The sequence below is a fragment of the Paenibacillus sp. W2I17 genome, from assembly GCF_030815985.1.
Taxonomy (GTDB): Bacteria; Bacillota; Bacilli; order Paenibacillales; family Paenibacillaceae; genus Paenibacillus.
Window position 1 is genome coordinate 4,478,008 of record NZ_JAUSXM010000001.1, and the last position, 26,435, is coordinate 4,504,442.

24 protein-coding genes, 1 pseudogene and 1 riboswitch are annotated in these 26,435 nt (G+C 47.6%); of the genes and pseudogenes, 10 read left to right on the top strand and 15 right to left on the bottom strand.

The window, feature by feature from the left end; genetic code table 11:
• Positions 1-185: 185 nt before the first annotated feature.
• Entirely contained in the window at positions 186-752 is a 567-nt protein-coding gene (rpoE, locus tag QF041_RS20105; RefSeq protein ID WP_307415436.1) for a DNA-directed RNA polymerase subunit delta, read from the bottom strand.
• A gap of 460 nt (positions 753-1,212) precedes the next feature.
• Here rpoE and QF041_RS20110 point away from each other — a divergent pair, with 460 nt between their 5' ends.
• Positions 1,213-2,367 (top strand): S8 family peptidase, encoded by a 1,155-nt coding sequence (locus QF041_RS20110; RefSeq protein WP_307415437.1) that lies wholly within the window; start codon positions 1,213-1,215, stop codon positions 2,365-2,367.
• A 279-nt stretch (positions 2,368-2,646) separates the two neighbouring features.
• On the opposite strand, the gene argS is transcribed toward QF041_RS20110, so the two are convergent.
• From argS to QF041_RS20135, 5 genes and pseudogenes are all read right to left on the bottom strand, one after another.
• Positions 2,647-4,326 (bottom strand): arginine--tRNA ligase, encoded by a 1,680-nt coding sequence (argS, locus tag QF041_RS20115; protein WP_249913826.1) that lies wholly within the window; start codon positions 4,324-4,326, stop codon positions 2,647-2,649.
• The gene (locus tag QF041_RS20120; protein WP_017691299.1) at positions 4,323-4,748 is read right to left on the bottom strand and encodes a YwiB family protein; all 426 of its coding nucleotides are present in this window, start codon (positions 4,746-4,748) and stop codon (positions 4,323-4,325) included. Before QF041_RS20120 ends, argS begins: the two co-directional genes overlap by 4 nt.
• A 265-nt stretch (positions 4,749-5,013) precedes the next feature.
• Positions 5,014-5,283 (bottom strand): DUF6171 family protein, encoded by a 270-nt coding sequence (locus QF041_RS20125; protein WP_256332465.1) that lies wholly within the window; start codon positions 5,281-5,283, stop codon positions 5,014-5,016.
• A pseudogene (locus tag QF041_RS20130) lies at positions 5,283-6,765 on the bottom strand (alpha-N-arabinofuranosidase). The gene QF041_RS20125 and the pseudogene QF041_RS20130 overlap by 1 nt, the downstream one beginning before the upstream one ends.
• A 218-nt stretch (positions 6,766-6,983) precedes the next feature.
• Positions 6,984-8,171, bottom strand: coding sequence for a WD40/YVTN/BNR-like repeat-containing protein (locus QF041_RS20135; RefSeq protein WP_307415438.1), 1,188 nt, complete (start codon positions 8,169-8,171; stop codon positions 6,984-6,986).
• Positions 8,172-8,564: 393 nt separating this feature from the next.
• Between QF041_RS20135 and QF041_RS20140 the strand changes: the two genes are divergently transcribed.
• Positions 8,565-8,696, top strand: a complete 132-nt coding sequence (locus QF041_RS20140) for a hypothetical protein (protein ID WP_017691304.1) — start codon at positions 8,565-8,567, stop codon at positions 8,694-8,696.
• A 308-nt stretch (positions 8,697-9,004) separates the two neighbouring features.
• Here the strand turns inward: QF041_RS20140 and speB are convergent, their stop codons facing one another.
• Both speB and speE read right to left on the bottom strand, forming a co-directional pair.
• On the bottom strand, positions 9,005-9,874 hold the full coding sequence (speB, locus tag QF041_RS20145; protein ID WP_036607280.1) for an agmatinase: 870 nt from the start codon (positions 9,872-9,874) through the stop codon (positions 9,005-9,007).
• 15 nt (positions 9,875-9,889) lie between these two features.
• Positions 9,890-10,717, bottom strand: coding sequence for a polyamine aminopropyltransferase (gene speE / locus QF041_RS20150; RefSeq protein WP_017691306.1), 828 nt, complete (start codon positions 10,715-10,717; stop codon positions 9,890-9,892).
• Positions 10,718-11,129: 412 nt separating this feature from the next.
• Between speE and QF041_RS20155 the strand changes: the two genes are divergently transcribed.
• On the top strand, positions 11,130-13,208 hold the full coding sequence (locus QF041_RS20155; RefSeq protein ID WP_307415439.1) for a transglycosylase domain-containing protein: 2,079 nt from the start codon (positions 11,130-11,132) through the stop codon (positions 13,206-13,208).
• A gap of 198 nt (positions 13,209-13,406) precedes the next feature.
• On the opposite strand, the gene QF041_RS20160 is transcribed toward QF041_RS20155, so the two are convergent.
• On the bottom strand, positions 13,407-13,910 hold the full coding sequence (locus QF041_RS20160) for a YwhD family protein (RefSeq protein ID WP_017691308.1): 504 nt from the start codon (positions 13,908-13,910) through the stop codon (positions 13,407-13,409).
• 101 nt (positions 13,911-14,011) lie between these two features.
• Between QF041_RS20160 and QF041_RS20165 the strand changes: the two genes are divergently transcribed.
• The 5 genes from QF041_RS20165 (at position 14,012) to QF041_RS20185 (ending at position 19,079) form a co-directional block, all read left to right on the top strand.
• Positions 14,012-16,003: a M1 family metallopeptidase gene (locus tag QF041_RS20165; RefSeq protein WP_307415440.1), complete on the top strand. Its 1,992-nt coding sequence runs from the start codon at positions 14,012-14,014 to the stop codon at positions 16,001-16,003.
• A 10-nt stretch (positions 16,004-16,013) separates the two neighbouring features.
• Entirely contained in the window at positions 16,014-16,865 is an 852-nt protein-coding gene (locus QF041_RS20170) for a hypothetical protein (protein WP_307415441.1), read from the top strand.
• A gap of 245 nt (positions 16,866-17,110) precedes the next feature.
• Positions 17,111-17,248: riboswitch (cyclic di-AMP (ydaO/yuaA leader) on the top strand.
• A 3-nt stretch (positions 17,249-17,251) separates the two neighbouring features.
• The gene (locus QF041_RS20175) at positions 17,252-17,722 is read left to right on the top strand and encodes a C40 family peptidase (RefSeq protein ID WP_036607285.1); all 471 of its coding nucleotides are present in this window, start codon (positions 17,252-17,254) and stop codon (positions 17,720-17,722) included.
• Between the two features lie 355 nt (positions 17,723-18,077).
• Positions 18,078-18,572 (top strand): GNAT family N-acetyltransferase, encoded by a 495-nt coding sequence (locus QF041_RS20180; protein ID WP_307415442.1) that lies wholly within the window; start codon positions 18,078-18,080, stop codon positions 18,570-18,572.
• 150 nt (positions 18,573-18,722) lie between these two features.
• The gene (locus tag QF041_RS20185) at positions 18,723-19,079 is read left to right on the top strand and encodes a c-type cytochrome (RefSeq protein ID WP_036607288.1); all 357 of its coding nucleotides are present in this window, start codon (positions 18,723-18,725) and stop codon (positions 19,077-19,079) included.
• 74 nt (positions 19,080-19,153) lie between these two features.
• Here the strand turns inward: QF041_RS20185 and rbsK are convergent, their stop codons facing one another.
• Genes rbsK through QF041_RS20205 form a run of 4 tightly spaced genes read right to left on the bottom strand, consistent with a single transcriptional unit; the run spans position 19,154 to position 21,012 of the window.
• Entirely contained in the window at positions 19,154-20,137 is a 984-nt protein-coding gene (gene rbsK, locus QF041_RS20190; protein WP_307415443.1) for a ribokinase, read from the bottom strand.
• Between the two features lie 44 nt (positions 20,138-20,181).
• The gene (locus tag QF041_RS20195) at positions 20,182-20,478 is read right to left on the bottom strand and encodes a 4a-hydroxytetrahydrobiopterin dehydratase (protein ID WP_017691315.1); all 297 of its coding nucleotides are present in this window, start codon (positions 20,476-20,478) and stop codon (positions 20,182-20,184) included.
• Positions 20,479-20,508: 30 nt separating this feature from the next.
• Positions 20,509-20,703, bottom strand: a complete 195-nt coding sequence (locus QF041_RS20200; protein ID WP_307415444.1) for a hypothetical protein — start codon at positions 20,701-20,703, stop codon at positions 20,509-20,511.
• Between the two features lie 15 nt (positions 20,704-20,718).
• The gene (locus tag QF041_RS20205) at positions 20,719-21,012 is read right to left on the bottom strand and encodes a hypothetical protein (protein WP_074092938.1); all 294 of its coding nucleotides are present in this window, start codon (positions 21,010-21,012) and stop codon (positions 20,719-20,721) included.
• Between the two features lie 233 nt (positions 21,013-21,245).
• Between QF041_RS20205 and motA the strand changes: the two genes are divergently transcribed.
• Together motA and motB are read left to right on the top strand one after the other, a co-directional pair.
• The gene (gene motA, locus QF041_RS20210) at positions 21,246-22,046 is read left to right on the top strand and encodes a flagellar motor stator protein MotA (protein ID WP_211085594.1); all 801 of its coding nucleotides are present in this window, start codon (positions 21,246-21,248) and stop codon (positions 22,044-22,046) included.
• Positions 22,033-22,851, top strand: a complete 819-nt coding sequence (gene motB / locus QF041_RS20215; protein WP_036607292.1) for a flagellar motor protein MotB — start codon at positions 22,033-22,035, stop codon at positions 22,849-22,851. Before motA ends, motB begins: the two co-directional genes overlap by 14 nt.
• Before the next feature lie 211 nt (positions 22,852-23,062).
• On the opposite strand, the gene rluF is transcribed toward motB, so the two are convergent.
• Together rluF and QF041_RS20225 are read right to left on the bottom strand one after the other, a co-directional pair.
• The gene (gene rluF / locus QF041_RS20220) at positions 23,063-23,764 is read right to left on the bottom strand and encodes a 23S rRNA pseudouridine(2604) synthase RluF (RefSeq protein ID WP_036607293.1); all 702 of its coding nucleotides are present in this window, start codon (positions 23,762-23,764) and stop codon (positions 23,063-23,065) included.
• 18 nt (positions 23,765-23,782) lie between these two features.
• Entirely contained in the window at positions 23,783-26,122 is a 2,340-nt protein-coding gene (locus tag QF041_RS20225; protein WP_307415445.1) for a PAS domain S-box protein, read from the bottom strand.
• Positions 26,123-26,435 lie beyond the last annotated feature (313 nt).

Below are 26,435 nucleotides of genomic sequence, written 5' to 3' on the forward strand. Positions count from 1 at the left end.
TTTTGCAAAATTATGCCTCTAAAAATACAAAAAAAAGTACTCCCGCAGGACGGGGCACCTTCTATAAAAAACATAAATATATTGTCGCTCATTCATAAGCCCATGCAATAGTTTACCCGTTACCCCGTCTGCTGTCAAGGCTGACTATTCCGGGGAAACGGGTAAATTATAGACGTCAAAAATGACTACCGATTATCAGAATCGTCGTCAAATTCATCCTCGTTTTCGGACTCTTCTTCGTCTTCTTCGAGGTCTTCATCTTCCAGATCGTCATCTTCAACCAGCACTTCTTCTTCGCTGTCTTCTTCGTCAAAGATGTCGTCTTCGTCTTCATCTTCTTCTTCTTCTTCGTCCTTATTCGGGCTGTCGAAGTCTTCATCGCTGCTATAGCTGTCTTCTTCTTCACCGAAGTCTTCATCTTCCAGATCATCGTCTTCATCGTTGATGATACGCGGACGCTTCGCACCCGTCATGGAATCTTCTGTTCCAGCTACCGGATACCAGCGCTTTAAGCCCCACAGACTTGTACCGACGCAAGCAAAACGGCCATCGATATTAATCTCGGTATATAGCTGGGCGATAAACTCGTTGATTTCTTCATCAGTCATTCCGCGCTGCTTCGCTACCTCATTCATTAAGTCACGATAGTAATACGGCGTATTAGCCGCTTTCAGCACCATAAAGGCAAGGTCCACCAAAGGGATCTCTTTTACCTTTTCTTTATCAATTTTCAAATTGAGCGAGGTACTCACTGCAGACACTTCCTCTCACACAAATTCACTTTTTAACCCCTACGAACTGGACTGTTACGTATAACATATCCATTAACAAACCTAAGTAAAACCTATTTAGCGTTAAAAAGCAAGTTTTTATGTACGGATGTGACGCAAATGCGGAGAGCAGCAACAATATGTCCACATATTAAACTTGAAGTGACATCGAACCCACAAGAATATCCTCTTTGTCAAAGAGACAACTCCATAATAAAAAAGACGGAGTCCCCTCCGCCTTCTGACTGTATACCCTTGGAGGATTACTCCTCACCAGGTTCCCCGCAAGAGCCCTCTAGCTCTCCATCCATCATATGTCCCTGCGCCCGTTTTGACACGAAGAGAATGTGTTTTTGTAAAAAAAGGGCAAGTTCCCCATGCGGCGGGATGAGCGCATTCATAGAATACCTCAGCATGTTCATCCCGAAGGGGGCTGCCCATTATGGACTATACTGGTTTATTGCATCAATTGATTGACGGAATGCGACGCCCTGAACCAGAACAGGGAGGGCGATATTTGATCCGATTTGCCAAACCGCAGCAGTACGAGGCCTGTCTCGTAGAATTGTCCCGAATGCGGAATGAATTCACCGACCTTGGGGCTGTCCGTTCCTCGCGACTGGCTCGTTCCATTATCGCCCCAGTCCAACGCCCGGAGGACCTATACCGCTATGGGGATGAAATTACGATTGAAGCTGACGTTCCCATCTCCCTCCATGCCACCGCACTCCACAGCAAACCAAGCAATGCCCAAGGCATACCCTGGGGAGTGAAGCAGATTCGGGCGCCCAAAGTATGGTCTGTGTCTACCGGACACCGGATTAAAATCGGTGTGATTGATACAGGTGCTGATTATCATCATCCTGATCTTCGTTATTCCCTGGCACGCGGAATCAATCTGTTAAACCGCAGCCTGCTTCCTCATGATGATAACGGACACGGTACCCACATTGCGGGGACCATCGCCGCAGCCAACAGCACCGCAGGCATGATTGGTGTAGCTCCACGCTCCCTGATCTATCCGGTGAAAGCATTTGACCACAACGGATCGGCTTATGTATCCGACATTGTACTTGGCATCGACTGGTGTGTGCGCAACAAGGTCGATATCATCAATATGAGCTTTGGCATGAAAACACGCAGCAAGGCGCTTCTTGACGTTGTCAACCGTGCGTACCATGCCGGAATCGTCATTGTTGCTTCGTCAGGAAATGACGGCAAACGCCGCAGTATTGATTACCCTGCACGGTATCCCCAGACCATATCTGTTGGGGCAACTGACAAAAACAGACGTATTGCGTCCTTCAGCAATCGTGGCGCATATGTGGATGTCTATGCACCCGGTGATAAGATTGTCTCCTCTTGGGTACAAGGCAAACATCACGAGATGAGCGGCACCTCCATGGCGACGTCTCATGTGAGTGGTGCTATCGCCTTGCTGCTCTCCAAACATCCGGGGTTATCCCCTAGTGAAATCAAGACACTCGTCAAACGTTCTACGATTCCGCTGCGTGCCCGCAAGACCACCACCTCAAAAAGCAAGGTGCGCGGTGGTGAAATTGATGCCCTGAAGCTAATGCAGGAGGGCGGGGAGTGAGCCAGCTCTGTCAGCCGTCAGCAGAACTTGATTGAGGCTCGTGGCGAAACGCAGTAGCCCGGCCCAGGCAGTACGAGGGAAGTATTACGTAGCGGCTGAGACTCTAGGTTACGCCCGCTGTGATGTCAGGGCAGGCTAGTGTGCCTTGGACCAGGCATTTCGTTTTCTTCAGCTAGGGTACACAACAAAAAAAGTCTCCATGTACCACGTTGAAGATGCAACGTGGACATGGAGACTTTTTGCCTTAGGCAGAGCGGCGGCAGGCCGCGAGCCTGGAATTTACATTTTGTCAGGAGCGGTTACGCCTACCAGACGAAGCGCCGTTGCGATAACGGTACGTACAGCACCGATCAGTGCCAGACGTGCTTGAGTTTGCTGCGCGTCTTCCGTAATGACACGTTCTGCACGGTAGTAGCTGTGGAATAGGGATGCCAGCTCGTATACATAACGGATGATACGATGAGGCGCATATCCTGTTGCTGCTGCCGAGATTTCCTCAGGCAGCTCTCCCATTTTGCGGAGAAGGTCATACTCGTGTTCTGTTGTCAGCTTGGACAGGTCAATCTGTGCCAATGGCAGCAGTTCAATACCTTGTTCTTCGGCCTGACGGTATACGCTGCATACACGTGCATGCGCGTATTGTACGTAGAATACCGGATTCTCATTGGATGTCGAAATCGCAAGGTCCATGTCAAAGTCCAGATGGGAGTCCATGCTGCGCATTGTGAAGAAGTAACGGATCGCATCAATGCCGACTTCATCCATCAGATCTTCCATCGTTACAGCTTTACCTGTACGCTTGGACATCTTCACTTTTTCACCGTTCTGGAACAAGCTCACCATCTGTGCAATCAAGACCACCAGTTTCTCAGGGTCATTACCCAGTGCTTGCATCGCCGCTTTCATCCGTGGAATATATCCATGGTGATCGGCACCCCAGATGTTGATCATCGTGTCGTATCCACGAGCATATTTGTCGCGGTGATAAGCAATATCTGGCGTCAGGTAAGTATACGTGCCATCGTTCTTGATCAATACACGTTCTTTGTCGTCACCGTACTGCATCGTTTTCAACCAAGTTGCTCCATCTTGCTCATAGATCTCATTGCGGTCACGCAATTCATCAAGTACTCGCAACACTTCTCCGTTGTCGTACAGGGAAGTTTCGCTGAACCAGATGTCAAAGTTAACACGGAAGCGATTCAAGTCACGTTTGATCTTGTCCAGTTCCTTCTCCAGACCAAAGTCACGGAAATAAGCCGCACGGTCACCCGGATGCATGGACAGCAATTCGTCACCCTTTTCAGCAACAAGCTGCTTGGCGAATCCTTTAATATCTTCACCGTGATAACCGTCTTCAGGCATCTCAGCATCCTGACCCAGCTCTTGCAGATAACGAGCTTCAATGGAACGAGCCAGATTAAACACCTGATTACCTGCATCATTAATGTAGTATTCACGGGTTACATCATATCCTGCGTAGTCAAGGATGTTACATAGTGCATCACCTACAGCCGCTCCACGGGCATGGCCCAGATGCAGGCTGCCTGTCGGGTTGGCACTGACAAACTCCATCTCGACTTTGCGTCCTTCTCCGATGTTAATTCTTCCGTAATCTTTACCCTGCTCCTGCACAAGCGCAAGTACTGGATAAAGGTAACTCTTGTCCAATTTGAAGTTAATGAATCCTGGGCCCGCAATCTCAGCCTTCTCGATTCCGGCTTCAGCCAGATTCAGATTGGCAATGATCTCTTCAGCAATCTGACGCGGATTGCGCTTGGCAATCTTGGTCAGCTGCATGGCAGCATTGGTCGCCAAGTCCCCGTGTGTCTTCTCACGTGGCACTTCCAATGTGATGGCTGGCAATTCGTCCTGCGTAACAATTCCGGCCGTCACAATGGCGTTGCCGATGGCCGTACTTACCCGTTCGTTAATCGTATCTAGTGGATTACGTGTCATGAAATTGGTTCCTCCTGTATATGCAAACTAATCGCGAAATGTCCGGATTCTTCATCAAAGCGGTAAAAGTCGTAGCTCCACGCTGCGCGTGCGCTCAATCCCTGAATGGAAAGTTCCAGCTTCTGTGTATGCGTGGACAGGGCAAACGACATGTATGGCGATCGGTAGAAACCAGGAAGCTTCCGATTCAACTCAAAAGTCTGCTCCGATTCCACCTCACCATGACGTATAATCTTGATGGATTGTCCGCCCAGCTTCAATGTTGTACGGGTTGTACCTCCCTCAGGTCCAACCTGCGGTTCTTCATAACGAACATAAAGAACAGACCCTTTTAACACGGCTTCACCCTGCATTTCCTGCAGCACATCTTCACCTTCATAACGGCTGTGCAGCCGGATGTGTACCGGTCGCATGTTCGACATGAATGTTAACCTCCATTATATTCGAGGCGACGCAAAATCAGGCACGGCTGGTGAGAACAGCCCTTCCCGTATTGTTGTGCCGCTATACGCGCTCATATTCCCGGATAGCTCGCTATCCTACACTCTACTGTATAACTATATCCAGTTCCCTCGCTCAATTCAAATCCAAATTCAGAGTTTTTTCCTCATCAAGCCAAAAAAGAAGAGCCGCACCTGTAAAGTGCAACTCCCTTTTGCTTCATTATAATAAGATTCGTTCATCCGATCAGGCCCATTGCGATTCATAAGGAAAAGGACATGTCGACTCACTCAGCTTCGCTCGCACCTGTACGAGACAACCACAATGCCGACAAGTTGTGCCATATTGCAATCCCGGACAAGCAGAGCAGATGGATAGCCGACGTTCATATTCCTCATCCTGTACCGTCGGACGCGAACGTGAGGCAATCTCCACAAGTCTGGCCATTTTGGTATCGCTAATCTTCACATCGTACTGATCATTACAGCCCTTGCAAGGTTCCTGCCTTTTCATCATTAACCCTCAACAGCGATGACCCCAACCGATGCTGGAGGAAGAACAAAACGTAAGGTGTTATTCTCCAGTGTGAGTCCTTCCCACGCCACAGGCTGAACATGATTCGGCTGTTCAAAGGTATTGAATGCACCAAAATCAGTATGGTGCAGAATCTGCCCGGTTACTTATAGCCGCTTGAGCTGCGTCCAGCTGACACACAACTTCCAACTCATCGGTATGACTCAGATTACAAGCTGTCACATGAATGACCCCATCCTTGTTGCGGGAGGCTGACAAGCTGAGCTGAGGAATGGTTTCTTCTCCGAAGGTATACCCAGGGCTTTCATAATTCAAATCCAGTCGCTGCGCATCCATATGAACCTGATACATATCAAATACATGATACGTAGGGGTCAGGAGCATTTTGTCCCCTTCCGTGAGCACAAGCGATTGAAGCACATTGACGATCTGCGCAAGATTTGCCATGTGTACCCGTTTATTATGTTGGTTGAAAATATTCAGGTTAACACCTGCAAGCACAGCGTCCCGCATCGTATTTTGTTGATACAGGAATCCTGGATTGGTTCCCGGCTCAACGTTATACCACGTACCCCATTCATCCACAATAATTCCGACTCTGCCCTCTGGATCATATTTGTCCATAATCTCGGAGTGCTTCACCAGTAATTCATCCATATGGAGCGTCTTTTTCAAAGTGGTGAACCATTCAGCCTCACCAAATCCTGTAGCTGCGCCTTTATCATTCCACTCCCCTGTAGGGATAGTGTAATAATGAAGACTAATCCCATCCATAAAGCGAGCAGCCTCCCGCATCAGGACTTCCATCCATTCATAGTTGCCTTCGTTGGGTCCACAAGCGATTTTATAAATCTCGTTCCCGGAATAGTTACGTACATATGTAGCATACCGGCGATATTCATCCGCATAATATTCAGGACGCATATTGCCGCCGCATCCCCAGTTCTCATTTCCCACGCCAAAATACTTCATTTTCCAAGGTTCTTCCCTACCGTTACTCTTACGCCAGTTCGCCATCGGGGATTCGCCGTCAAACGTGATGTACTCCACCCATTCCTGCATCTCCTGCACTGTACCGCTACCCAGGTTGCCACTAATATATGGCTCCGTGCCGAGCAACTCACATAATCTCAAGAATTCATGTGTACCAAAGTGATTGTTCTCTTCCACACCGCCCCAGTGTGTATTAATCATACGAGCACGCTCACTCTTCGGACCTACACCATCTTTCCAGTGATATTCATCGGCAAAACAACCGCCTGGCCAGCGAAGTACTGGAATATTAAGCTTCTGCAAGGCCTTCAATACATCATTTCGAATCCCATCCGTATTCGGAATGGGTGAATCTTCTCCTACCCACAGCCCCTCATAAATACAACGTCCCAAGTGTTCGGAAAAGTGACCATATATATTGCGATTTATTAATCCTTGATCTGAATCCGCCTTTAAAATAACATCAACCATGATTTCAACCCCCATAAATTGTATTGTTATCGCTTACAATAACTCGTTTTGGAGTAGGTTTCAACCGTTTTTATTTCTACACAAACAAACCTCTTCCTGTGTAAATGATTAGGAAGAGGCTTGTTTGTTATTGAAATTCATGCAGAGACTTACTAAATTGATTTTCATTCATTTCTAATTTGGATTTGCTCCATTGTTATTTCAGAATAACAGGCTATTTAATCCTGCTCTGAAGGCAACAACATTTTTTGTGTCCAGGTCGTTCCACCATCTGTAGTCTGATAGATCGCAGGAGAGTTATCACTTGTTACTGCGAGCCAACCCATCTTGGCAGATGGGAACGAGATATGGGAACTGTATCCCGGATCTTTCAGGTCAATATTTTTCCACGTGGAACCTGTATCATAAGAACGTCCAATACCCACTTTGCCTGCTGCGGGTGAACCTGCAGACAGATAAGCTGTCTGATTACCAATCAACGCCATGTTGCCGGGATGACCACCCGGGTTGGCTGGTCCGTTTCCTTTGCCCGTACTGTTTGTACCTGGTGCAGGACCTCCCCCTGCTGTGGATTGCGCAAATACTTGGGTCCAGTTCTTGCCTTGATTACCGCTCGCATAGAGGGAGTAGGATTGTTGGGACATGCCTGCATCACCATACAGAAGGGCCCATACTTGCTGGCCATGTGCATACAGATCCGCTCCGCTCCATGTGTCTGAGACAACTCGAAGAGAGGTTGTCCAGTTCTTGCCGCCATCACTCGTTTGCTTCAGATGATACCCCGATCCGGGTACAACCACGACGGCATACCCTTGTTTCTCTGTCGCAAAGGCAGCTGCACGCGTGTTGGCAGGTGTATTCAATTTACTCCAGGTTACCCCGCCATCCTTCGTCTGATATGCACCATTATAGGTGTAACCATAACCTACATCTTTATTGCGAAAATCAATTCGCTTGAATTGAATGCCCGGCGTATCGAGCCGCGTCCAGTGCGATCCCCCATCATGGGTACGGATCAGATAGGTTGCAGGTGAATCCTTCACTCGCGCCAGCGCGTATCCGTTCACATTATTCGGAAAATCAAGCTGTGTGAATTGCCATTGCCCGGTATATATGGACTGCCACGTACATCCTGCATTCGAGGTGCCTATCAGGAAGCCCTCACCCCCAGCTCGTCCAGTCGTATCATTAAGAAAATCAATGTCCGTAAATTGCAGGTGTTGCTCTTCCACACCGCTGCCCTTTTTCAAAGTAGCAGATAGTCCGTGATCTCCCTTTCCACATGCCTGTGAGGATGCGGCGTTAGCACCTGATAGCGTATGTACCGGACCCATCCCCCAAGCTAGCGTTAACGATAATGCGATTGCACCAATCCGTTTCCATGTCTTTGTACTCTTGGTTGTCATCGTAACACCTCCTTTTATGGTTTTACCCAAATATGATGATTCTAACGTAACAATCTGATTAACCCCGAGGACAATTTCGCAAGAAAAAAACCACCTTTACCCATGATTGGATCATGTAGGCAAGGGTGGTTCATCACCAAGCATTGTGTACTCTAAGTTAAATGGGATACGTCACCACAGCAAGGATAACAAAACTGATACTTAATAAAAGGTATAAATATTAAGATGGAGTCATGCCAAGGCAGGATATCTGCATGTACGAGCATATACTGATATAAGCAATAAATGGTAGAGACATAGGAACATACGTGCTATAATTAATGTTATGGACTTTTGAATATCGGTGGATGTTTTCCCGACCACGGCGCAGCTTCCCGAAAGGGGGTGACGTCGATGGTCAAACTTGTGGCGTTGCTTGATGTAATCCGATGGATTGCTGCGATCCTCAGTATTGTACTGAGTGGGCGAAAGCTTTACCGTTGGTTGCGCAAAAAGTTTCGTAGCAAGCGAAAACCCACCTCATAAGGTCGGAAGCCTGACGGTGGGTTTCGCTTGAATAGCATTATTTAGTTCATGCGCGCCGTGGCAATCCACAGCCTTTCGGGTCCTAAGAGTCTTTACCGTTGACGCGGTGAAGACTCTTTTTTAGTATATGACCGAACCCGATCACCATATACTTCACGAATGTAATATATCAATTAATATACTACTGAATACTTATGTAGTCAGTATAGCACAGCTCTGTACAAAAGTTAACAATACAAAACGCCCTCCCCTGCGCAAAGTTGAAACCGCGCAGACAGAGAGCGTTATACTTATCGAGTATTCTGTGATTATTTCACGAATCCAAGTAGCATTTCACGGATCAGCTTCGCAGCTACAATCTGTGTCTGTTGTGTTGGATCATAGATTGGTGCAACTTCAACCAAGTCACAACCAACTACATTTACATCAGATCCTGCGATCATATGAATGGCTTCCAGCAGTTCCTTGGACGTAATGCCGCCCGCTTCTGCTGTACCTGTTCCTGGTGCTGCTGACGGATCAAGTACATCGATGTCGATGGTTACGTATACCGGACGATTGCCCATCTTCGGAAGAGCTTCCTTCATTGGAGCTGCCACTTCAAATGGATAGAAGTTGATGTTCTCGCGACCATACTGGAACTCCTCACGGGAGCCAGAACGGATACCGAACTGATAGATGTTTTTGCCACCCATCAACTCAGCCGCTTTACGCACTGGTGTGGAGTGGGACAATGGCTCGCCTTCATAGTTTTCACGAAGGTCAGCGTGTGCATCAATATGAATCAGGATAAGATCCGGGTATTTCTTGTACATCTGTTGGATGACTGGCCAAGTAACCAGATGCTCGCCACCGAGACCAACTGGGAATTTGTCGTCAGCAAGCAGACTGCCGATGTATTCATGAATTACCTCAAGGCTTCGTCCCGCGTTACCAAAAGGCAAGAGTAGGTCTCCAGCGTCAAAGTATGTCATGTCTACAATGCTTTTGTCGAGATATGGGCTGTACTCTTCAAGTCCAACCGATGCTTGACGGATATGAGATGGGCCGAAACGGGAACCCGGACGGAAGCTGACGGTGTAATCCATCGGCATGCCATAGATAACCGCTTTGGAGTTCTCATAATCCTCAGAGCTGCAAATAAATACGTTTCCTGAATAAGCTTGATCCAGTTTCATTAATGATTTCCCCTTTTATTTCGTTAAATCTTCCACGAATTTAGGAAGTACAAATGCTGCTTTGTGCAGACGCGGAGAGTAATACTTGGTATCCATCTCCGGGATTTGAGTCTCATCCACTTCAAGCGGGTCATGTTTCTTGCTACCCATGGTGAATGTCCACAAACCACTTGGATAGGTTGGAATATTACAGCCGTACACATGTACGATCGGGAAGATTTCTTTGACGTCTTTGTTCACCTTCTGGATCAGATCCGCCTTGAACCAAGGGTTGTCCGTTTGGGCAACGAAGATTCCGTCTTCTTTCAATGCTTCGTAGATGCCCTGATAGAACCCACGCTCAAACAATGGCGCAGCCGGACCTACAGGCTCCGTGGAGTCTACGATGATCACATCGTATTCATTTTTATGTTCAATAATATGCATGTAGCCGTCGTTTACGAGCACTTCAACATTAGGCTCGTCCAACTTGCCGGCGATTTCAGGCAAATATTTTTTAGAGTATTCAATAACTTTACCGTCAATTTCGACGAGAACTGCTTTTTCTACAGCAGCATGTTTAATGACTTCACGAATGACTCCGCCATCGCCGCCACCGACAACCAGAACTTTTTTCGGATTCGGGTGAGTGTTCAGCGCAGGGTGTGCCGCCATTTCGTGATATACGAATTCGTCTTTTACAGTCGTCATCACCATGCCATCAAGAAGCAACATGTTACCGAATTCTTCGGTCTCTACCATGGCCAAATCTTGAAAATCCGTTTTCTCTGTAACATAGGTCTGCTTAATCTTCGCGGTGATCCCGAATACCGGGGTCTGTTTCTCCGTAAACCACAATTCCATAATCTCTACCTTCTTTCCGTAAAGTTAATGATCAGCCATACCCGATCAAGCGCTGTGCACTATAATCGGTTCGCCCAAGCACGTCCAGCGTTCGGCGCCATATCGCGTTATAATTGCTGGCCTGTGGGAAAGGTCCGCGGTTCACTTCATTATATAGATTAAATTGACCAGAGAGTGCAGAGCGTCTGACTAATCAATGAATCAATGACCACTCGTCTGTTCGTCCTTACGCGCTTTAGTATCTTGTGCCGAATCTTACCTTTTCATTACCCTTTTGCATTATACGCGATTGACGTTTATACTGCAAAACGGTTTTTAAGGCGGAAATGCTACATTTTGTTTGCTTATGCACCCGATTGAATATCCCTGCCAATCAAGTCCCATACTGGAAGAAAAGAGAGGAGCCCGTTCCATGACCAAGCCAAATCAAAAGACCCGCAAACGCGGGTTCCGTGTACGTAAATTGTTTAAAAACCTGTCTCTGCTCGCCGTGCTCGCTATACTTGCTACCGCTGCAGGATTGGTCTATCTATACGCAACCAGTCTGCCCCTAGCAGACTCTGATCGGAATTCCAGATTACTGGACAGTCAAGGTGAAGTCATCGCTACCTTCTCTGCAGGTGGCAAAGACTCTGTACCCGTTCAACTGGAGGATATCGCTCCAGATCTGATCAATGCCACTCTGGCTGTAGAGGACCGCAAATTCTATAATCACTACGGGTTCGATGTGCAAGGGATGGGACGGGCTGTGCTCGTTAACCTCGAACATATGCAGATGTCGCAGGGTGCGAGTACATTGACTCAACAGCTGGCGCGTAACCTATATCTATCTCATGAGAAAACATGGACTCGCAAAGCCAAGGAAGCCATGTACACGGCACAATTGGAGATGAAATACAGCAAGGATGAAATTTTGCAGATGTATCTGAACGAAATCTATTATGGGCATGGTGCGTACGGAATTGAAGCGGCTTCACGAATGTATTTTGGCAAATCAGCCAAACAGCTGGATCTTGCAGAGAGTGCCATGCTGGCAGGAATCCCGAAAGGACCTACCTACTATTCACCCTATAACCATATGAAGAATGCCAAAGACCGACAGAAAATTGTGCTGAATGCCATGGCTGATATCGGCAAGATCACCCAGGCCGAAGCGGATAAGGCCTATGAGAAAATGCTTTCGTTCAAACCGGAAAGTGAGCGTAAAACGGTGGAAAGTGCCCCGTATTTCCGTGACTATATCCGGAATCTGGCCATCAAAGAGCTGGGAATCAGTGAAGCGATGCTGGATCATGGGGGATTGAATATCTACACCACCCTGGATCTGCGTGTACAAAAAGCAGCTGAAGATGCCATAGCGAAGGGTATGGATGCCAAAAGTGAGTTGGAGACGGCTCTGGTGTCCATCGACCCTCGGACGGGCTACATCAAAGCCATGGTGGGCGGCAAGAATTACCGCACCAATCAGATTAACCATGTACTGGCGACAACGCGCCAGCCAGGTTCGGCGTTTAAACCCATTATGTATCTGGCAGCCCTGGAATCCAAGCAGCTCACCAGTGCATCCATATTTAACAGTGAACCTACCCTTTTTCACTATGACAATGACCGCAAAACCTATAAACCCGGCAACTTTGGAGACAAGTATCTGGGTGAGATTGATCTAAGACAGGCGATCGCCGCTTCAGACAATATCTATGCGGTGAACACCATTATGCAGATCGGTCCTGAGCAGGTTGTGAGTATGGCAAAAAATCTCGGCATTACAAGCAACCTGAGCGCCGTACCTTCTCTTGCACTGGGAACGTCACCTGTCAGCCCGCTGGAGATGGCGTCGGCCTTTTCCGTCATTGCTGCCGGTGGACAACGAACGCCACCTGTAGCCATTCTGCAAGTGACAGATGCCGCAGGACGTGTGCTCTATGAATCGCCTCAGACGAAGGCTGAGACCGTGGTGGAACCTGCGGCAGCTTATGTACTGACTCGTTTAATGGAAAGTGTCTTCGAAAATGGAGGAACGGGCAACCGGGTGTCTAAGGCGATCAAACGTCCGGTAGCGGGAAAAACAGGAACAACCAACACGGATGCCTGGCTCGTTGGATTCACACCGGAGCTTTCCACTGCTGTATGGGTTGGTTACGATCAAGGCAAAGCCATCTCGACTTCGGATGGCCGCCGGGCAGCGCCGATCTTTGCCCAGTTCACAGAGCAGGCTCTTGCGAGCGTACCACCCAAAATTTTCACCGTTCCTGATCATGTTGTAAGTGTCTATATCGACCCTGAATCCGGCAAACTGGCAGGCAACGGCTGTGAAGAGAAACGATTGGAAGTCTTTATTGATGGTACTGAACCGACAGAGGTATGTCATGGTACGACGGATGATTCGGATTCTGGAGAAGATGAGAAGACCCGCCAAGTACAGAATCAACAAGGCATACAGGAAGAAAAACATTCCTGGTGGAGAGATTTCAAACGTTGGTGGGTAGAATGATGTAAATGGGCGATGACTTAGTTGCGTCACCTATAACCCCTGGTTATATTGAACAATTGGAAATTCACTTCGGATGAAAACTCATAATTATTCAGATCGATGTATACGACTAATGTACAAGCAAAAGACCCCCAACCGAACTTTCCGGTTAAGGGGCCTTTTGCTTTTTTTGCTATACTTTGTTGAAAATGATCTGCCTTAGGCGAGTGCTTCCTTCAATACATCTGGAGAAGCATTCCACCAGTCTTCGTTGTGTGAGATCAGCAGCGTCTTAAGTGCAGCTCGAGCTTCGGGTCCAAGCTCATCCAGCATGAAGCGACGCTTCAAGGCATAATCCATGCGATTCACATGTTCCGCCAGCAGTTTCCATCCACGTCTTGCTTCTGTATCAATCCACATCTCACATGCCGTTGCTCCACCATACAGTTGGCCTTCCTCCGTGCGATCGACAGCTACCCACACCAGCCATACCTGGCGTCCGTTGGGCACATCCTCACGATTGGTAGAGAACTTGATATTGCGTTCCACTTTGCTCTTCGCATGCATCGCCCCGATATCGATTTTGGCTTCGCCATTATCAATAATGACCGGGGAAAGGTTATTCAGCTCAATGGAGCCTGCACCGAAGCCTTTATGCTTGCTTTTTGCACTAACGATATTCAAGGCAATCTGTTTTTTGCCGTTTTGCTCGTTTTGGTCCATGTTTATAGCCTCCAAGGGTTGATACAAATATTTTAACTAATAATTGCCCCATTGCAAACATATACATGCTGTAGATGCTTGTCAACGGGAGGTATTTAACGATGATTCCACGACGCGCCAAGAGCTGGCTCACTGCATCCCTGGCCCTGTGTGTACTTGCCGGAGGGATATGGATCACTCTGGGTTATAATCGCTCAACTCATTCCGAATTGCCAGTACTCGCCCCCGAATCGGGCAAGCCTAAGGCAATAGCCCCAACGCCAGCACCTCCAGAAAGTGTACAGACCCCTACTGCCGAAGTGTACAGCAACCGTGTTGTGGAATATCACATGGATGTAAAACTGGTCGAAGGGAATGTACTGGAAGGGACCCAGACGATTACCTGGACACATCCAGGTAAAAAAACCGTCAGCGAGCTTTACTTTCATATGTATCCCAACGCCTTCTCTTCTGCTGACACCACCTTTATGAAGGAATCCGGTGGAAAGCTTCGGGGTGATGTCATGCCTACCAATGGTTATGGCTCCATGAACATTACCGAAATGAAAACGGAGGACGGGCTCTCTCTGCTGCACCGGATGCAGTATGTGCAACCAGATGACGGAAATATCAAGGACACCACCCTCATTAAAGTACGCTTGCCCAAACCCGTCAAAGGCGGGGAAAGCATCACGCTCCACACCCGATTTGAAGTGAATCTGCCGAAGATTTTTGCCCGGATGGGAACTGCTGATAATTTTGTCATGGCAGGTCAATGGTTTCCCAAATTAAGTGCCTATGAACCTGTGGGCAGACGTGGACGAGCAACGGAAGGCTGGAATCTGCACCAGTACCATGGCAATTCAGAGTTTTACGCCGACTTCGGTATATATAGTGTACGTATTCGGGTGCCTGAAACATACAAAGTTGCTGCTACCGGATTTCCGACGCAGCAAGCCGTGGTGAAGAATGGAGAAAAGGTCTATCAATTCTATGCCGATGATGTGCACGACTTCGCCTGGGCAGCCTCACCCGATTTTGTGTACGCCGAGGAACCCTTCTCTGCACCCAATGTGCCTGGTGTACGAATCAAGTTATATCTGGACCCAGCTCATCAGGATCTGAAAGAACGTTATTTCTACGCCGCGAAGGCCGCTCTAGCCAATTATAGCAAATGGTTTGGCCCATATCCTTACGCTACCTTATCCATCGTAGTTCCACCCAAAGCGGGGAACGGTGCTGGAGGTATGGAATACCCTACGCTAGTTACGGCCTTTGGAGCCGATGATACTACCCCAGGTTATGACCTGGAACGTACCGTAGTCCACGAGATCGGACACCAGTACTTCTACGGCATGGTTGCCAGCAACGAATTCGAGGAAGCCTGGCTGGATGAGGGGTTCACCTCTTATGCAGAAGACAAACTGATGGAGCAGGAATACGGATTGATTCCGAATCTGCCGGTACAATCGGGACTGATTACTTCTCCGTCATCCTTAACACAAGAATCCTGGAAGTTCGATTCACAGAATGAGTATGCAGCCAATGTCTATACACGTGGCAAGCTTGTATTGCTTGGTATCGAACATCAAGTCGGCACAAAAAAGATGGAACGCATCCTCTCTACCTATGTGAAGAAGTACCGCTTCAAACATCCCACTTCGGCTGATTTTCAAAACGTTGTGGAACAAGTGACCCGCACTTCCTGGTCTGATTATTTTGATCAATACGTCTATGGTAACGGGATGGCTGACTTTGCTGTAGAGAAGATTCGTGTTACGCCCATACAGAAAGACGGTCAAACATTGTACGAGTCATCCGTGACGATCGCAAAAAAAGGCAGTGACTACAGCGCCGTTCCTGTTCGCATTGCTTTTGAAGACGGCCATATCCTCACCAAGCAATGGAATGGCAAAGAAGATCGCATCACGTATAAATTAACTCACACATCCCCCGTATCCTGGGCCATGACCGATCCTCTGTACTCGATCGTGCTGGAGAACCACCATATGAACAATTTCCTGAAATCCGGACTGGATGAGCGGGCGAAGTCCCGCTGGAGCATGAGTGTAACCAAACTAATAGAAGCCATATTCGGAGGTCTGTCATGGTGAGGTGGAAACGGTGAAAGCGAAAATACGTGAAGGCTGGTTTCTCGTCCGTCAGCATATGTTCATTGCCGCACTCTTATTTCTTTATCAACTCATTTGGGGATATTTCTTCTATCGAATGGTACAATCGGCGGTTATCCCACTACTCCTTCGCTATCCAGATGCTGATGCCGGTGAGCTGAGTACACTTTTGTTCAAAATGGAAAGTCAACTTAACCTGTCTACCCATCCGGAGGTTCATCGTTATCTTTGGATTCTCGGGGGCATGCTGCTGGTTCGCATGTTGATCAGCCCCCTCATTCAGGCAGGACTGCTCTACTCACTTCAGCACTTTAATTCTACAGAAGAGCGCATCCCCTTCGTCCGCGGAATCAAAAATCTGTGGAAACCGATGCTGCTGCTCCACACCATACGTACTTTATTGATACTTCTGCCCGCCTACTGGCTCATACCGAAGCTCTATTCGATTCTCATGGACGGATTTCATTCCCTTCAATTACTTTTGCCTGGTATACCTTATGTTGCTGCCTGGATTGTATATGGTTGGATCATCCACCATGCCATACTCTACATGCAGTTTGGTGTGTCGGCACCAGAAGGAGAAGGCGGGGCTCACGGTACCCTCAAAGCACTCTGGATTGCACTGCGTCATCTCAGCGCTGTAATCGGCATTGCGCTCCTGCTGGGCGGAGTAAACCTGCTCGTCTTTGGGGCATTCACTTCAGCCTCATGGTTATTAACGGGACTTACCGGACTTATACTACAACAGACGTATCCACTTGCCAGATGTCTATTAAGTCTGTGGAAAATATGCAGCCATTTCCGATTATGGCAGTCCAAAATATCCAAAGGTGAGAGCAGATAGTTTAAAAATTGTTACCATCGCATGTTAAACTCAAGGCCTAATATGTACTTATAAATAGGCAAACCTCAACCTTTCCCCATCAAAGGTCGAGGTTTTTTTTGCTAAATTTGTTGCTAAACGTTGCCAAAGCCGTACTCCTCTGTTACAATAATCGCAGTGAGTTTTTAGTAACAACTTTGTAATCTTTACATTCATATTTGTAACTACTTAAAATTAAATCGTCATTTCTTGATTTCGCAGGTGCATAACTAGCATAGCCAAATTCCTGGCACCTGGGAAGCGGGGGAACCAGTTATGGGTGAATTGATCTTGCTACAGAGGGATCATAGGGGACCTTCAACCGAATCCTTAAGCTAACCTCGCAGGCGTTGGAAGGGGAATATCTCTTGTTCAAGAAGAAATTAACCGCAGCTGTACTTAGCATCACATTCGCTTTATCGCTTGGTGCAGGTAGCGCATTCGCAGATTCAAAGATGGACACAGTAATTGATTCAGCAATGGGAACTACATACAAAAGTGGGGGAACAACGCTTAACGGCTTTGACTGCTCCGGATTTACACGGTATGTATTCGACAAGTTGGGTATTGATTTGGCACGCCAATCCAGTTCCCAATTCGACATGGGCGATTCCGTATCCCGCATGGAGATGAGAGCTGGCGATCTGGTGTTCTTTAATACAACAGGTAAAGGCGTATCTCATGTAGGAATCTTTGTAGGGGATGGAAAGTTCGCACACTCCTCTTCTTCCAAAGGCGTTACGATCAGTGCATTGAGTGAAAACTATTGGGCCAATCGTTATGTTGGCGCGAAACGGATTATGAGCACGGACGCATATGAATCACTGGCCCTTGACTAGGGACAAGCTGAGCAACATGATGCTGTAACCATTAAACATACTGGAACGAAGCAAGAAGCATAACAGAACCGCCCGGTACATTCTCCGCAGGAATGTATCCGGCGGTTTTTTTGTGCTTCAATCCTTATTCATGTTGCAAGTTATACTCGGGGCATATCCTGCGACATCAAACAGGTTCATTTTGCGTTCGTTCGTCCGTGCCCTTATGATGTTTTTACCCATCCCGTTATAATATAAACGGAATTACCGGAACTTTTGTTTCATTTTTTTCTCGGGAAGGAAGACTTGCTAAATGAACATCTCTTTTGTAGAGTGGACAAAGAGTTCTGTTTCAAGGAAAGGAGCATGCAGGTGTATGAAGGAAACCCCTGTGACGTTTCACGTTGTACCTATGCGAGAAGAACATGCGGAGCTTATCTGCAGTTGGCAGTATGACCCGCCTTACAATATCTACAGCTGGCTCCCCTGGGAGCAGATGAAAGCTCTGGAAGTGGAATTCGGAGATGCACAGCTGCGGCAGGAGCAATATGCGATCGTCCTGGATCAGAACGATCGTATATGTGGGTTTGCTCAATACTTCCCACTTCAAGGGGTAACCCGGATTGGCCTTGGCATGCATCCAGAGCTGTGTGGTCAGGGTCAAGGGATAGCTTTTGTCACTGCCATTGTACAGGAAGCCATTCGCCGAAATCCCACAAATGAGATTGATCTGGAAGTACTCACTTGGAATGCTCGTGCCATTCAAGTCTATCTGAAGAGTGGATTTGTCACCCAGGATACATACGAACGACAGACCCCAAGCGGCTTGAAGCCCTTTCACTGTATGGTTTATGAAGGGCCTCGCGGTTAGAATCCATTGCAAAACAACCAAATTTGCCCCTTGTTATGTGATTAGTTCAAAAAATTCCCACAAAATGCTATGATGTCAGTACAGGTTCCGTTATAATGATATGGATAGTTTCAGGTTAGATGATCTTTCATTCTGGAGGGGACATAAGGGATGCACAAATGGATCATGAGCGGAGTATTTTTTGCAGCATGCGCTTTAGCTATTGTTTTAATGTTTACGCTTCCAGGGAAAGAGGAAGTGGCTGAAGAAGCCAAACCAACCATGCCGGAAGTAACATTGGATGCCGGACAGGCTGAGGCACTGGTCAAAGCCAATTGTATCTCCTGTCACGGGGATCAGCTTCAAGGTGGCGTAGGACCTGCTCTGGCAAATATCGGTAGCCAAGATGATCTGGAGAAGATCTATTCTACGATTGTCAAAGGTAAAGGTGGTATGCCTTCCTTCAAGGGCAAACTGCAGGACGAAGAGATTGCAAATATCGCCATGTGGCTGTCAGAGAAGAAATAATCTCTGCACACGCATAACAAAGAGGCGCTTAATCCCCTTTTGGGAGAATAAGAGCCTCTTTGTTATATCAATTATTAAGCCTCTGGCGCATTCTCGGCCAGAAAGGCCTCAACTTCACGTGCGGACGGCATCCCGGACTGGGCGCCGAGCTTCGTCACGGATAACGCGGCCGCACCCATGGCGAAGCCTACGGCCGCGTCCAAAGTCTCACCGCGCGCGAGGGCTACTGCCAGCGCGCCGTTGAAGCAATCGCCAGCGCCGGTTGTATCGACGGCGCTTACGGCGTAGCCGGGCGCACGGCACGCGCCGGCACGCTCTGCTTGTACGCGGCCACCAGGCGCCGCCGCGTAAACAGCCCCCTCGGGGCCGAGCGTCGTGACGACAGCGGCCCCGAGGGATGCGGCGAGCTCTGCGACCGCCGCATCCAGGTCTTCCGGCCGGAGATGATCCCGGCCGGTAAGCACGGCAAGCTCACTGCGGTTCGGCGTGACAACGTCGACGCACCGCAGGAGCTCCTGGGGCAGACCCGGCACCGCGGGAGCCGGGTTGAGCACCACCAGTGCGCTGCCTTCAGCCGCCAGTTGGGCGGCGCGGGTAACCGCTGGCAGCGGGATCTCCAGCTGCAGCAGCACCGCTGCGGCTGCAGTCAGGCTTTTTACCGTATCCGCCTCTTCCAGCATCTCAGGCACCACTTGCCCATTCGCACCAGGAATAACGATAATCCGGTTGTCTCCCCGAGAGAGCCAGATGGAAGCCGTCCCTGTAACCGTGTCTTCCAATATGCGAACCTGCGAGGCATCTGCACCACTTTCCGTCAGACTGTGCAGCAGACGTTCACCAAAACCGTCCGATCCCACCGCACCAATCATCGTAGTCTGTCCACCCAGACGCGCAGCGGCAACAGCCTGGTTGGCCCCTTTGCCACCAGCGAGGTAATGCAGCTCCTCACCGCTCACCGTCTCTCCCTCTTCCGGAATCGTGTCTGTCTTCACCACAAGATCCATATTGAGACTGCCTACGACAGTAATAAGAGGTTGTTTCTGATTATAGTCTGACATGTATGGTTCACTCACTTCTGGCCGCGCGATAATAACCGACCTCGTTATTGCGACCTCATTTTGTCATAAGCTTCGTTATATTGCCCTGCTTCCTTGATATCTACAGATGTAATACCACCCGCATCCCATGATGTGAGACGCAGCGTAACCGTTGTATAATCAATCGTAATAAAAGGATGATGATTGAATGCTTCCGAGATCGCAGCGACCTCATCCACAAATGCAATCCCTTTCATGTAGTTGGAGAACACGAATTTACGTACAATCCACCGTCCCTCTTCCAGTTCCCAGCCTTCCAGCCTCCCTAGATGAGCTTCGACTTCCTCTTGCGAAAAAACCATGCGTTATCTTCCTCCCCATAGGATGGTACATTACAGACGTGAGTCCGTATAACCACCGACACCTTCGGCGCTATCAACAGCAACCTCAAAGGCCAGGCTCACCGCCATGCGGTTGGCCCATTTCACGACTAACATCTTACCACGGACAAGCTTCAAAATCCAATCAACTACATGGCATAGAACCACTAACCATAAGGGTTTGAGGACAATTCCAGTTCCATTCATACCCCTGTAAACACACTAAATTAAAGGTACAAACGTCAACTCTTCTTCTCCGATCAAAATATGAATGCGGTGCTGTTCCTTATCATGGATGACCACGCCACTTCCAACCGGAATAACAGACTCCTCGCCCAGCGCATAGAACAAATCCTCCGCCAACGCCTCATCCACTTCAAGTTGGTCAGATGCAGCCAGTCTCTCCCACTCTTCCGCGTCCATTTCAAAGAAAACATACCGATCCGGTATGCGTCCGATTGCCGTTGTCAGATCTGTCAAAATTCCTTCATAATCCCGTCCATGCTTTACGCCCATTGGCTTTTCACTCCTATTCGGCCCCTAAGGAGCGGATTTGATCTTATTATACCTGAAAATAGCCCTTAAAAAAAAAGGCCTTCTGGTCGATAAATACATATATGACCGTTTTAACTGTTTTAGCAACCGTAAGGAATGCCTAACATTGAACGGATTGCGGCCAAAAATTCGTCCGGAAGCCCGAACACAGCCGCTTGAAAGGATTCAATTTTATCTCATGGATGAGGTGTATGATGAACATTTCAACGATTATTGGACTAATTTTGGGGCTGGTCTCCCTTGTATTTGGTATGTTCTTGAAGGGTGCGCCCTTAATCAACCTGGTTAACAATCCCGCAGCCTACATTATTATCTTTGTTGGTACGGCAGGAACCATCTTTATCGCATTTCCGATGTCTGAAGTTAAAAAAATCCCTAAGCTTTTCGGGATTGTTTTCAAAAATCAAGTACTTATTGATCGCGTATCCCTGATCGGCACATTTATGGATTGGGCTTCCACTACCCGTCGTGAAGGTTTGCTTGCACTGGAATCAAAAGTAGAAGAGATTGACGATCAGTTCCTTCGTGGCGGTATGCGTATGATTATAGACGGCAACGATCAGGAATTTGTAAGTGATGTACTCATGGAGGATATTCATGCTACAGAGGAGCGCCACCGTGGCAGTGCCTTGATCTTCGCTCAGGCGGGGATGTACGCACCAACGCTCGGGGTTCTCGGGGCCGTTGTAGGTCTCATCGCAGCACTTGCCGATCTCAGTGACATGGAGAAACTCTCCCATGCGATTGCGGCAGCATTTATCGCTACACTCCTTGGTATATTTAGTGGTTACGTGTTATGGCACCCGATGTCTAACAAGCTGAAACGGATGTCCAAGCAAGAAATGGAGATCAAGCTGATGATGGTTGAAGGACTGTTATCCATACAATCCGGTGTCTCCACCATCGCCATCAACCAAAAGTTATCCGTATTCCTGACACCTTCCGAACGTAAACAACTGGAAGAGAAGGAGGGATCATCAGGTGAAAAAGGCTAAGAAGCACGAACCACATGAAGAGCATATAGACGAGAGCTGGTTGCTTCCCTATTCCGACTTGATGACCTTGTTGCTCGCTCTGTTTATTGTATTGTTCGGTATGAGTTCAATCGATGCAGCTAAGTTCGAGCAGATGGCTTCCGCACTAAACAGTGCATTAAATGGAGGTTCCGGAATTCTGGACCATTCGTCCATGAATCCGGATACGCCAGGTGCTGATTTGGGTAAGAACAAACAGGAACCTACAGAAATTACCAAGAAAACACCAGCTCAGATTACAGATGCACAGATGGCTAAGAAAGAACAAGAAGACCTGGAGAAACTCAAAGAGCGACTCGACAAGTATATCTCGAAGAATGGACTTTCGGACCAGCTGAACACCAAGCTGAATCAGTCTGAATTGAAGATCACCATCAGTGATAACGCCCTGTTCTCCTCAGGCCGAGCAGATGTGAAGCCTGAATCACGATCCCTGGCCAAAGCAATCTCAAGCATGCTACAGGAGTTCCCTGAATATGAAGTGGTTGTATCCGGTCATACCGATAATATTCCCATTTCGAACAACCAATATAAGGATAACTGGGATCTAAGTGCAGATCGTGCGCTCAACTTCCTGAAAATCCTGTTGCTGAACTCGCAATTGGACCCTTCCAAATTCACACCAAGTGGTTATGGAGAGTATCACCCGATTGCCAGCAATGACACCAATACCGGACGGGCACAGAATCGCCGTGTAGAGGTATCTATCATTCGGAAGTATCAAAGTAACAATACAAATGTAAAAGCCGTTGGCGGAGGAAACTAGAGGCCTGCAGCGATTCATTAACCAAAGACCGTTCTCCAGTTACAAGGAGAACGGTCTTTGGGGTTTATATAAGGCTTATGCCTGGTTCATCTACATATTTGCGTACTATTCGGTATTATTGACCAGTCTTCATTAAATCTGCACCAAAAAGCCCTGCGCTCCTTTTCGGAAAGCAGGGCTTCAATCAGTTAATTAGTCGAACTCGAATCAACTATTCCAGCGAATAGTCCAACAGACCGCCCAGCTCCGCTTTTTCAGCAGGGGTAAGCTCTCTCCATGAACCTGTCGCCATTTCTCCAAGATGGATGTTCATGATCCGAATACGCTTCAACTTACGAACCTCGTAGCCAAAGGCACTACACATCCGCCGAATCTGACGGTTCTTTCCTTCAGTCAGGATGATACGGAATACTCGATCCGTCATCCGGGTCACTGTACAAGGCAGGGTCATTTCACCCAGGATCTTCACCCCAGTGCTCATACCTCTAAGGAAACTCGGGGTTACAGATCGATCAACAGTAACGATATACTCTTTCTCATGGCGCCCTTCTGATCTAAGAATCCGGTTAACGATATCACCATCATTGGTCATCAGGATCAAACCTTCCGAGTCCTTATCCAGGCGCCCAATTGGAAAGATACGTTCATCGTGTCCGACAAAATCAACGATATTCCCCTGAATATGCTGCTCAGTTGTACTTGTGATTCCAATCGGTTTATTCAGCGCAATATATACGTGTTTTCTCTTTTCCTTGATCGGTTTGCCATTAATTCGTACATCGTCGCCTTCTTCTGCCTGACTGCCCAGTTCAGCCTTAACTCCATTAATGGTTACCTGACCACTATCCACCAACTTGTCTGCTTCGCGCCGGGAGCAATAACCTGTTTCACTAATAAATTTATTAATACGCAAAAGGTAATCTCACCTCATCTATTTCTCTTCATCTGTAAGTGGTTGATCCGTTACCTGATCTACCTCAATAACATCCGGTTGTTGCTCGGATGCAGGCAGTTCAATAATAACCGTTGTACCCTTGTTCATGACGCTTTTAATATCCATCATGCCCTTATGTGATTGAATAATGCGCTGACTGACCATCAGGCCAAGCCCTGTCCCAGACTCTTTATTCGTAAAGAAAGGCTCCCCGAGCTTGGGCATCATCTCTTCCGGGATACCGACCCCTTCGTCCCTGATCTCAATTCTGACGCGTTTCGACTGTTCGTCATGCTTGAGCTTGATATGGATGCTTCCTCCATTTGGCATGGCCTCCATACCATTTTTCAGCAAATTGATGAATACCTGCTTCAGCTGGTTCTCTTCACAGTGTACCATAGCCGAATCGGATGAGGCACGCAGTACAAATTCTACACCATGCAGATGCGCCTGACTATCCAGTAATGAGATGACATCGCCAAGAATAAAACGAATATCCCGATTCTGAAAATGAACCGCCTGCGGTTTGGCCAGAATCAGAAATTCACCAACGATAAGGTTGATGCGATCCAACTCCGATAACATCAGATCCAGATGACGATGATTCAGCTTGTTGCTCTCTTGCTGTAACTGTAGGAATCCGCGCAGCGTGGTCAGTGGATTACGAATCTCATGTGCCACACCTGCTGCAAGCTGGCCTACAGTTGTTAGCTTCTCAGAACGTCTCAGCAGCTCTTCCATCCGATTACGGCTTGTAATGTCCCTGGAGACACTAATGAGCGCGGTAATCTCTCCAGCCTCGTCTCGTACCGGAGCCGTACTGACACTGACCTCTACTCGGGTCCCGTCTTTCTTCATCCAGGTAGTTTCGTTGGACGTAATGGACATCCCTTCAACGAGTTGGGCATGCTGACGTTTCATTTCTTCTTCTGCCTCTGGCGGGATGATCTTCAGATTACGACCTTCCACCTCACGACTTCGAAAGCCATATAATTGTTCAAATGCACGGTTAACCCGCAGCACTTTTCCTTCAAGATCCGTAATGTGAATGGCATCGGCTGTCTGATTGATAATGGACTCCAGATGTTCTTTCACCGCCCGATTCTCTTCATACATCTGTTTCAGACGGCTCGTATAATGGCCCAGATTACGAATCATGGCATTAATACGATTGGCCAGTTGGCCAAGTTCATCCTTCCTCCGTACTTTCAGACGGAAATCAAAGTGCCCTTCCGCTACATCATTCACTTTGCCCAGTATGGATTGGATCGGACGCGTAATATACCCTGCGAGCAGATAGCTGCCAAAGATCACAATCTCCAGCAAAACCAACGATATGGAGGCATGGCTCACCAACTGCTCAGATACCATGGAGGATATTTGCTTATAGTCCATGACAATACTGATCACATAGGAAGACTGATTGGGTGTGAAAATGGGAATAAAACTCTTCAGTACCTTCTGTTCGTGCGTTTCACTGACAAAAGATACATTTTGCCCTGTTCGAATGGCGCGCACCACAGCACGATGATCCTCATCCGTAGAACCATACTGGTATGTACCAAAACGAATCGGTCTGTTATTCAACTTGCTAAAGTTCGAATCTCTTCCGTCATCACCCATGTTTGGGCTGCCAAAAGTCAACGGATTGATGCCTGTAATCTCCAGAATGGAGGGATTGACCTCACGAATTTTATTTAAAATCTCATCCGGACTAGAGATTTTCACATAGTCATCAACTTCCGTATTATTATAGAAGGGATTGATTATGTAGTTTCTCTTTCCATCATGGTAATAACCCCAGATATCAATATCCGAAGGACTGGATGTCGAATATTCGAATCCATCTGACCAGAAATGCTCCAACTTCTGCCCTTGGGGAATCGTCACCTGTTGTTTTTCAAACAATTGCTTAAAGGCCTGATACCAATAAGTCATGGATTTGGTGGACAGCCCGATTTCTCTCGGATCTGAGGAGCGGCTAACAACGATGTCATCATCCGTCTGCTCCATTAACGAAATATGTGAGACGCCGACCTTTTGGCTCAAGCGTACAAGTTCTTCATTTGTGATATTATTAATATCCGGGTCCAATTCTTCCGCTGCCATGACAGCAGCAAGCCACAGATTGTTTCCAATCTGCCGCTTTACATAATCCGAACTGTATTGATTCTGTTCGACAGCAATTGCAATCTGCTTTGCAGTGAGTACCATCTTGGTTTCACTGTCCTGCCTCAGATTCTCTTCTGTAGTATAATAACTCAGTGCGATATTCAACACTAAAATAACGAGCACTGAGCACGACATAATCATGGATAATTTCGTTTTAATAGACAAGTTTTTTTGTTCACCTCTCGGCTTGTACCCTCTGGCGATATATGGCAAAACCTATCTCCATCATAACGCTTGTATGTCTTTTTGAAAAGGATAATTGACCTGTGTCCAAAAGTTACCGAATGACTGAAAAGCTCGAAATTCGTTGTTTTTTGCATTTTCGAACTCTACAATGAAATTAATCACTATATTTATCCACATACCCACAGGCTTGTGGATAGTTTGTTTATAACTATGTGAGCAACTACACGGTTATCCACAATTCTATACACAACATGTTAACAACCCGAATATTTGTTCGCTGAATAAACGATTT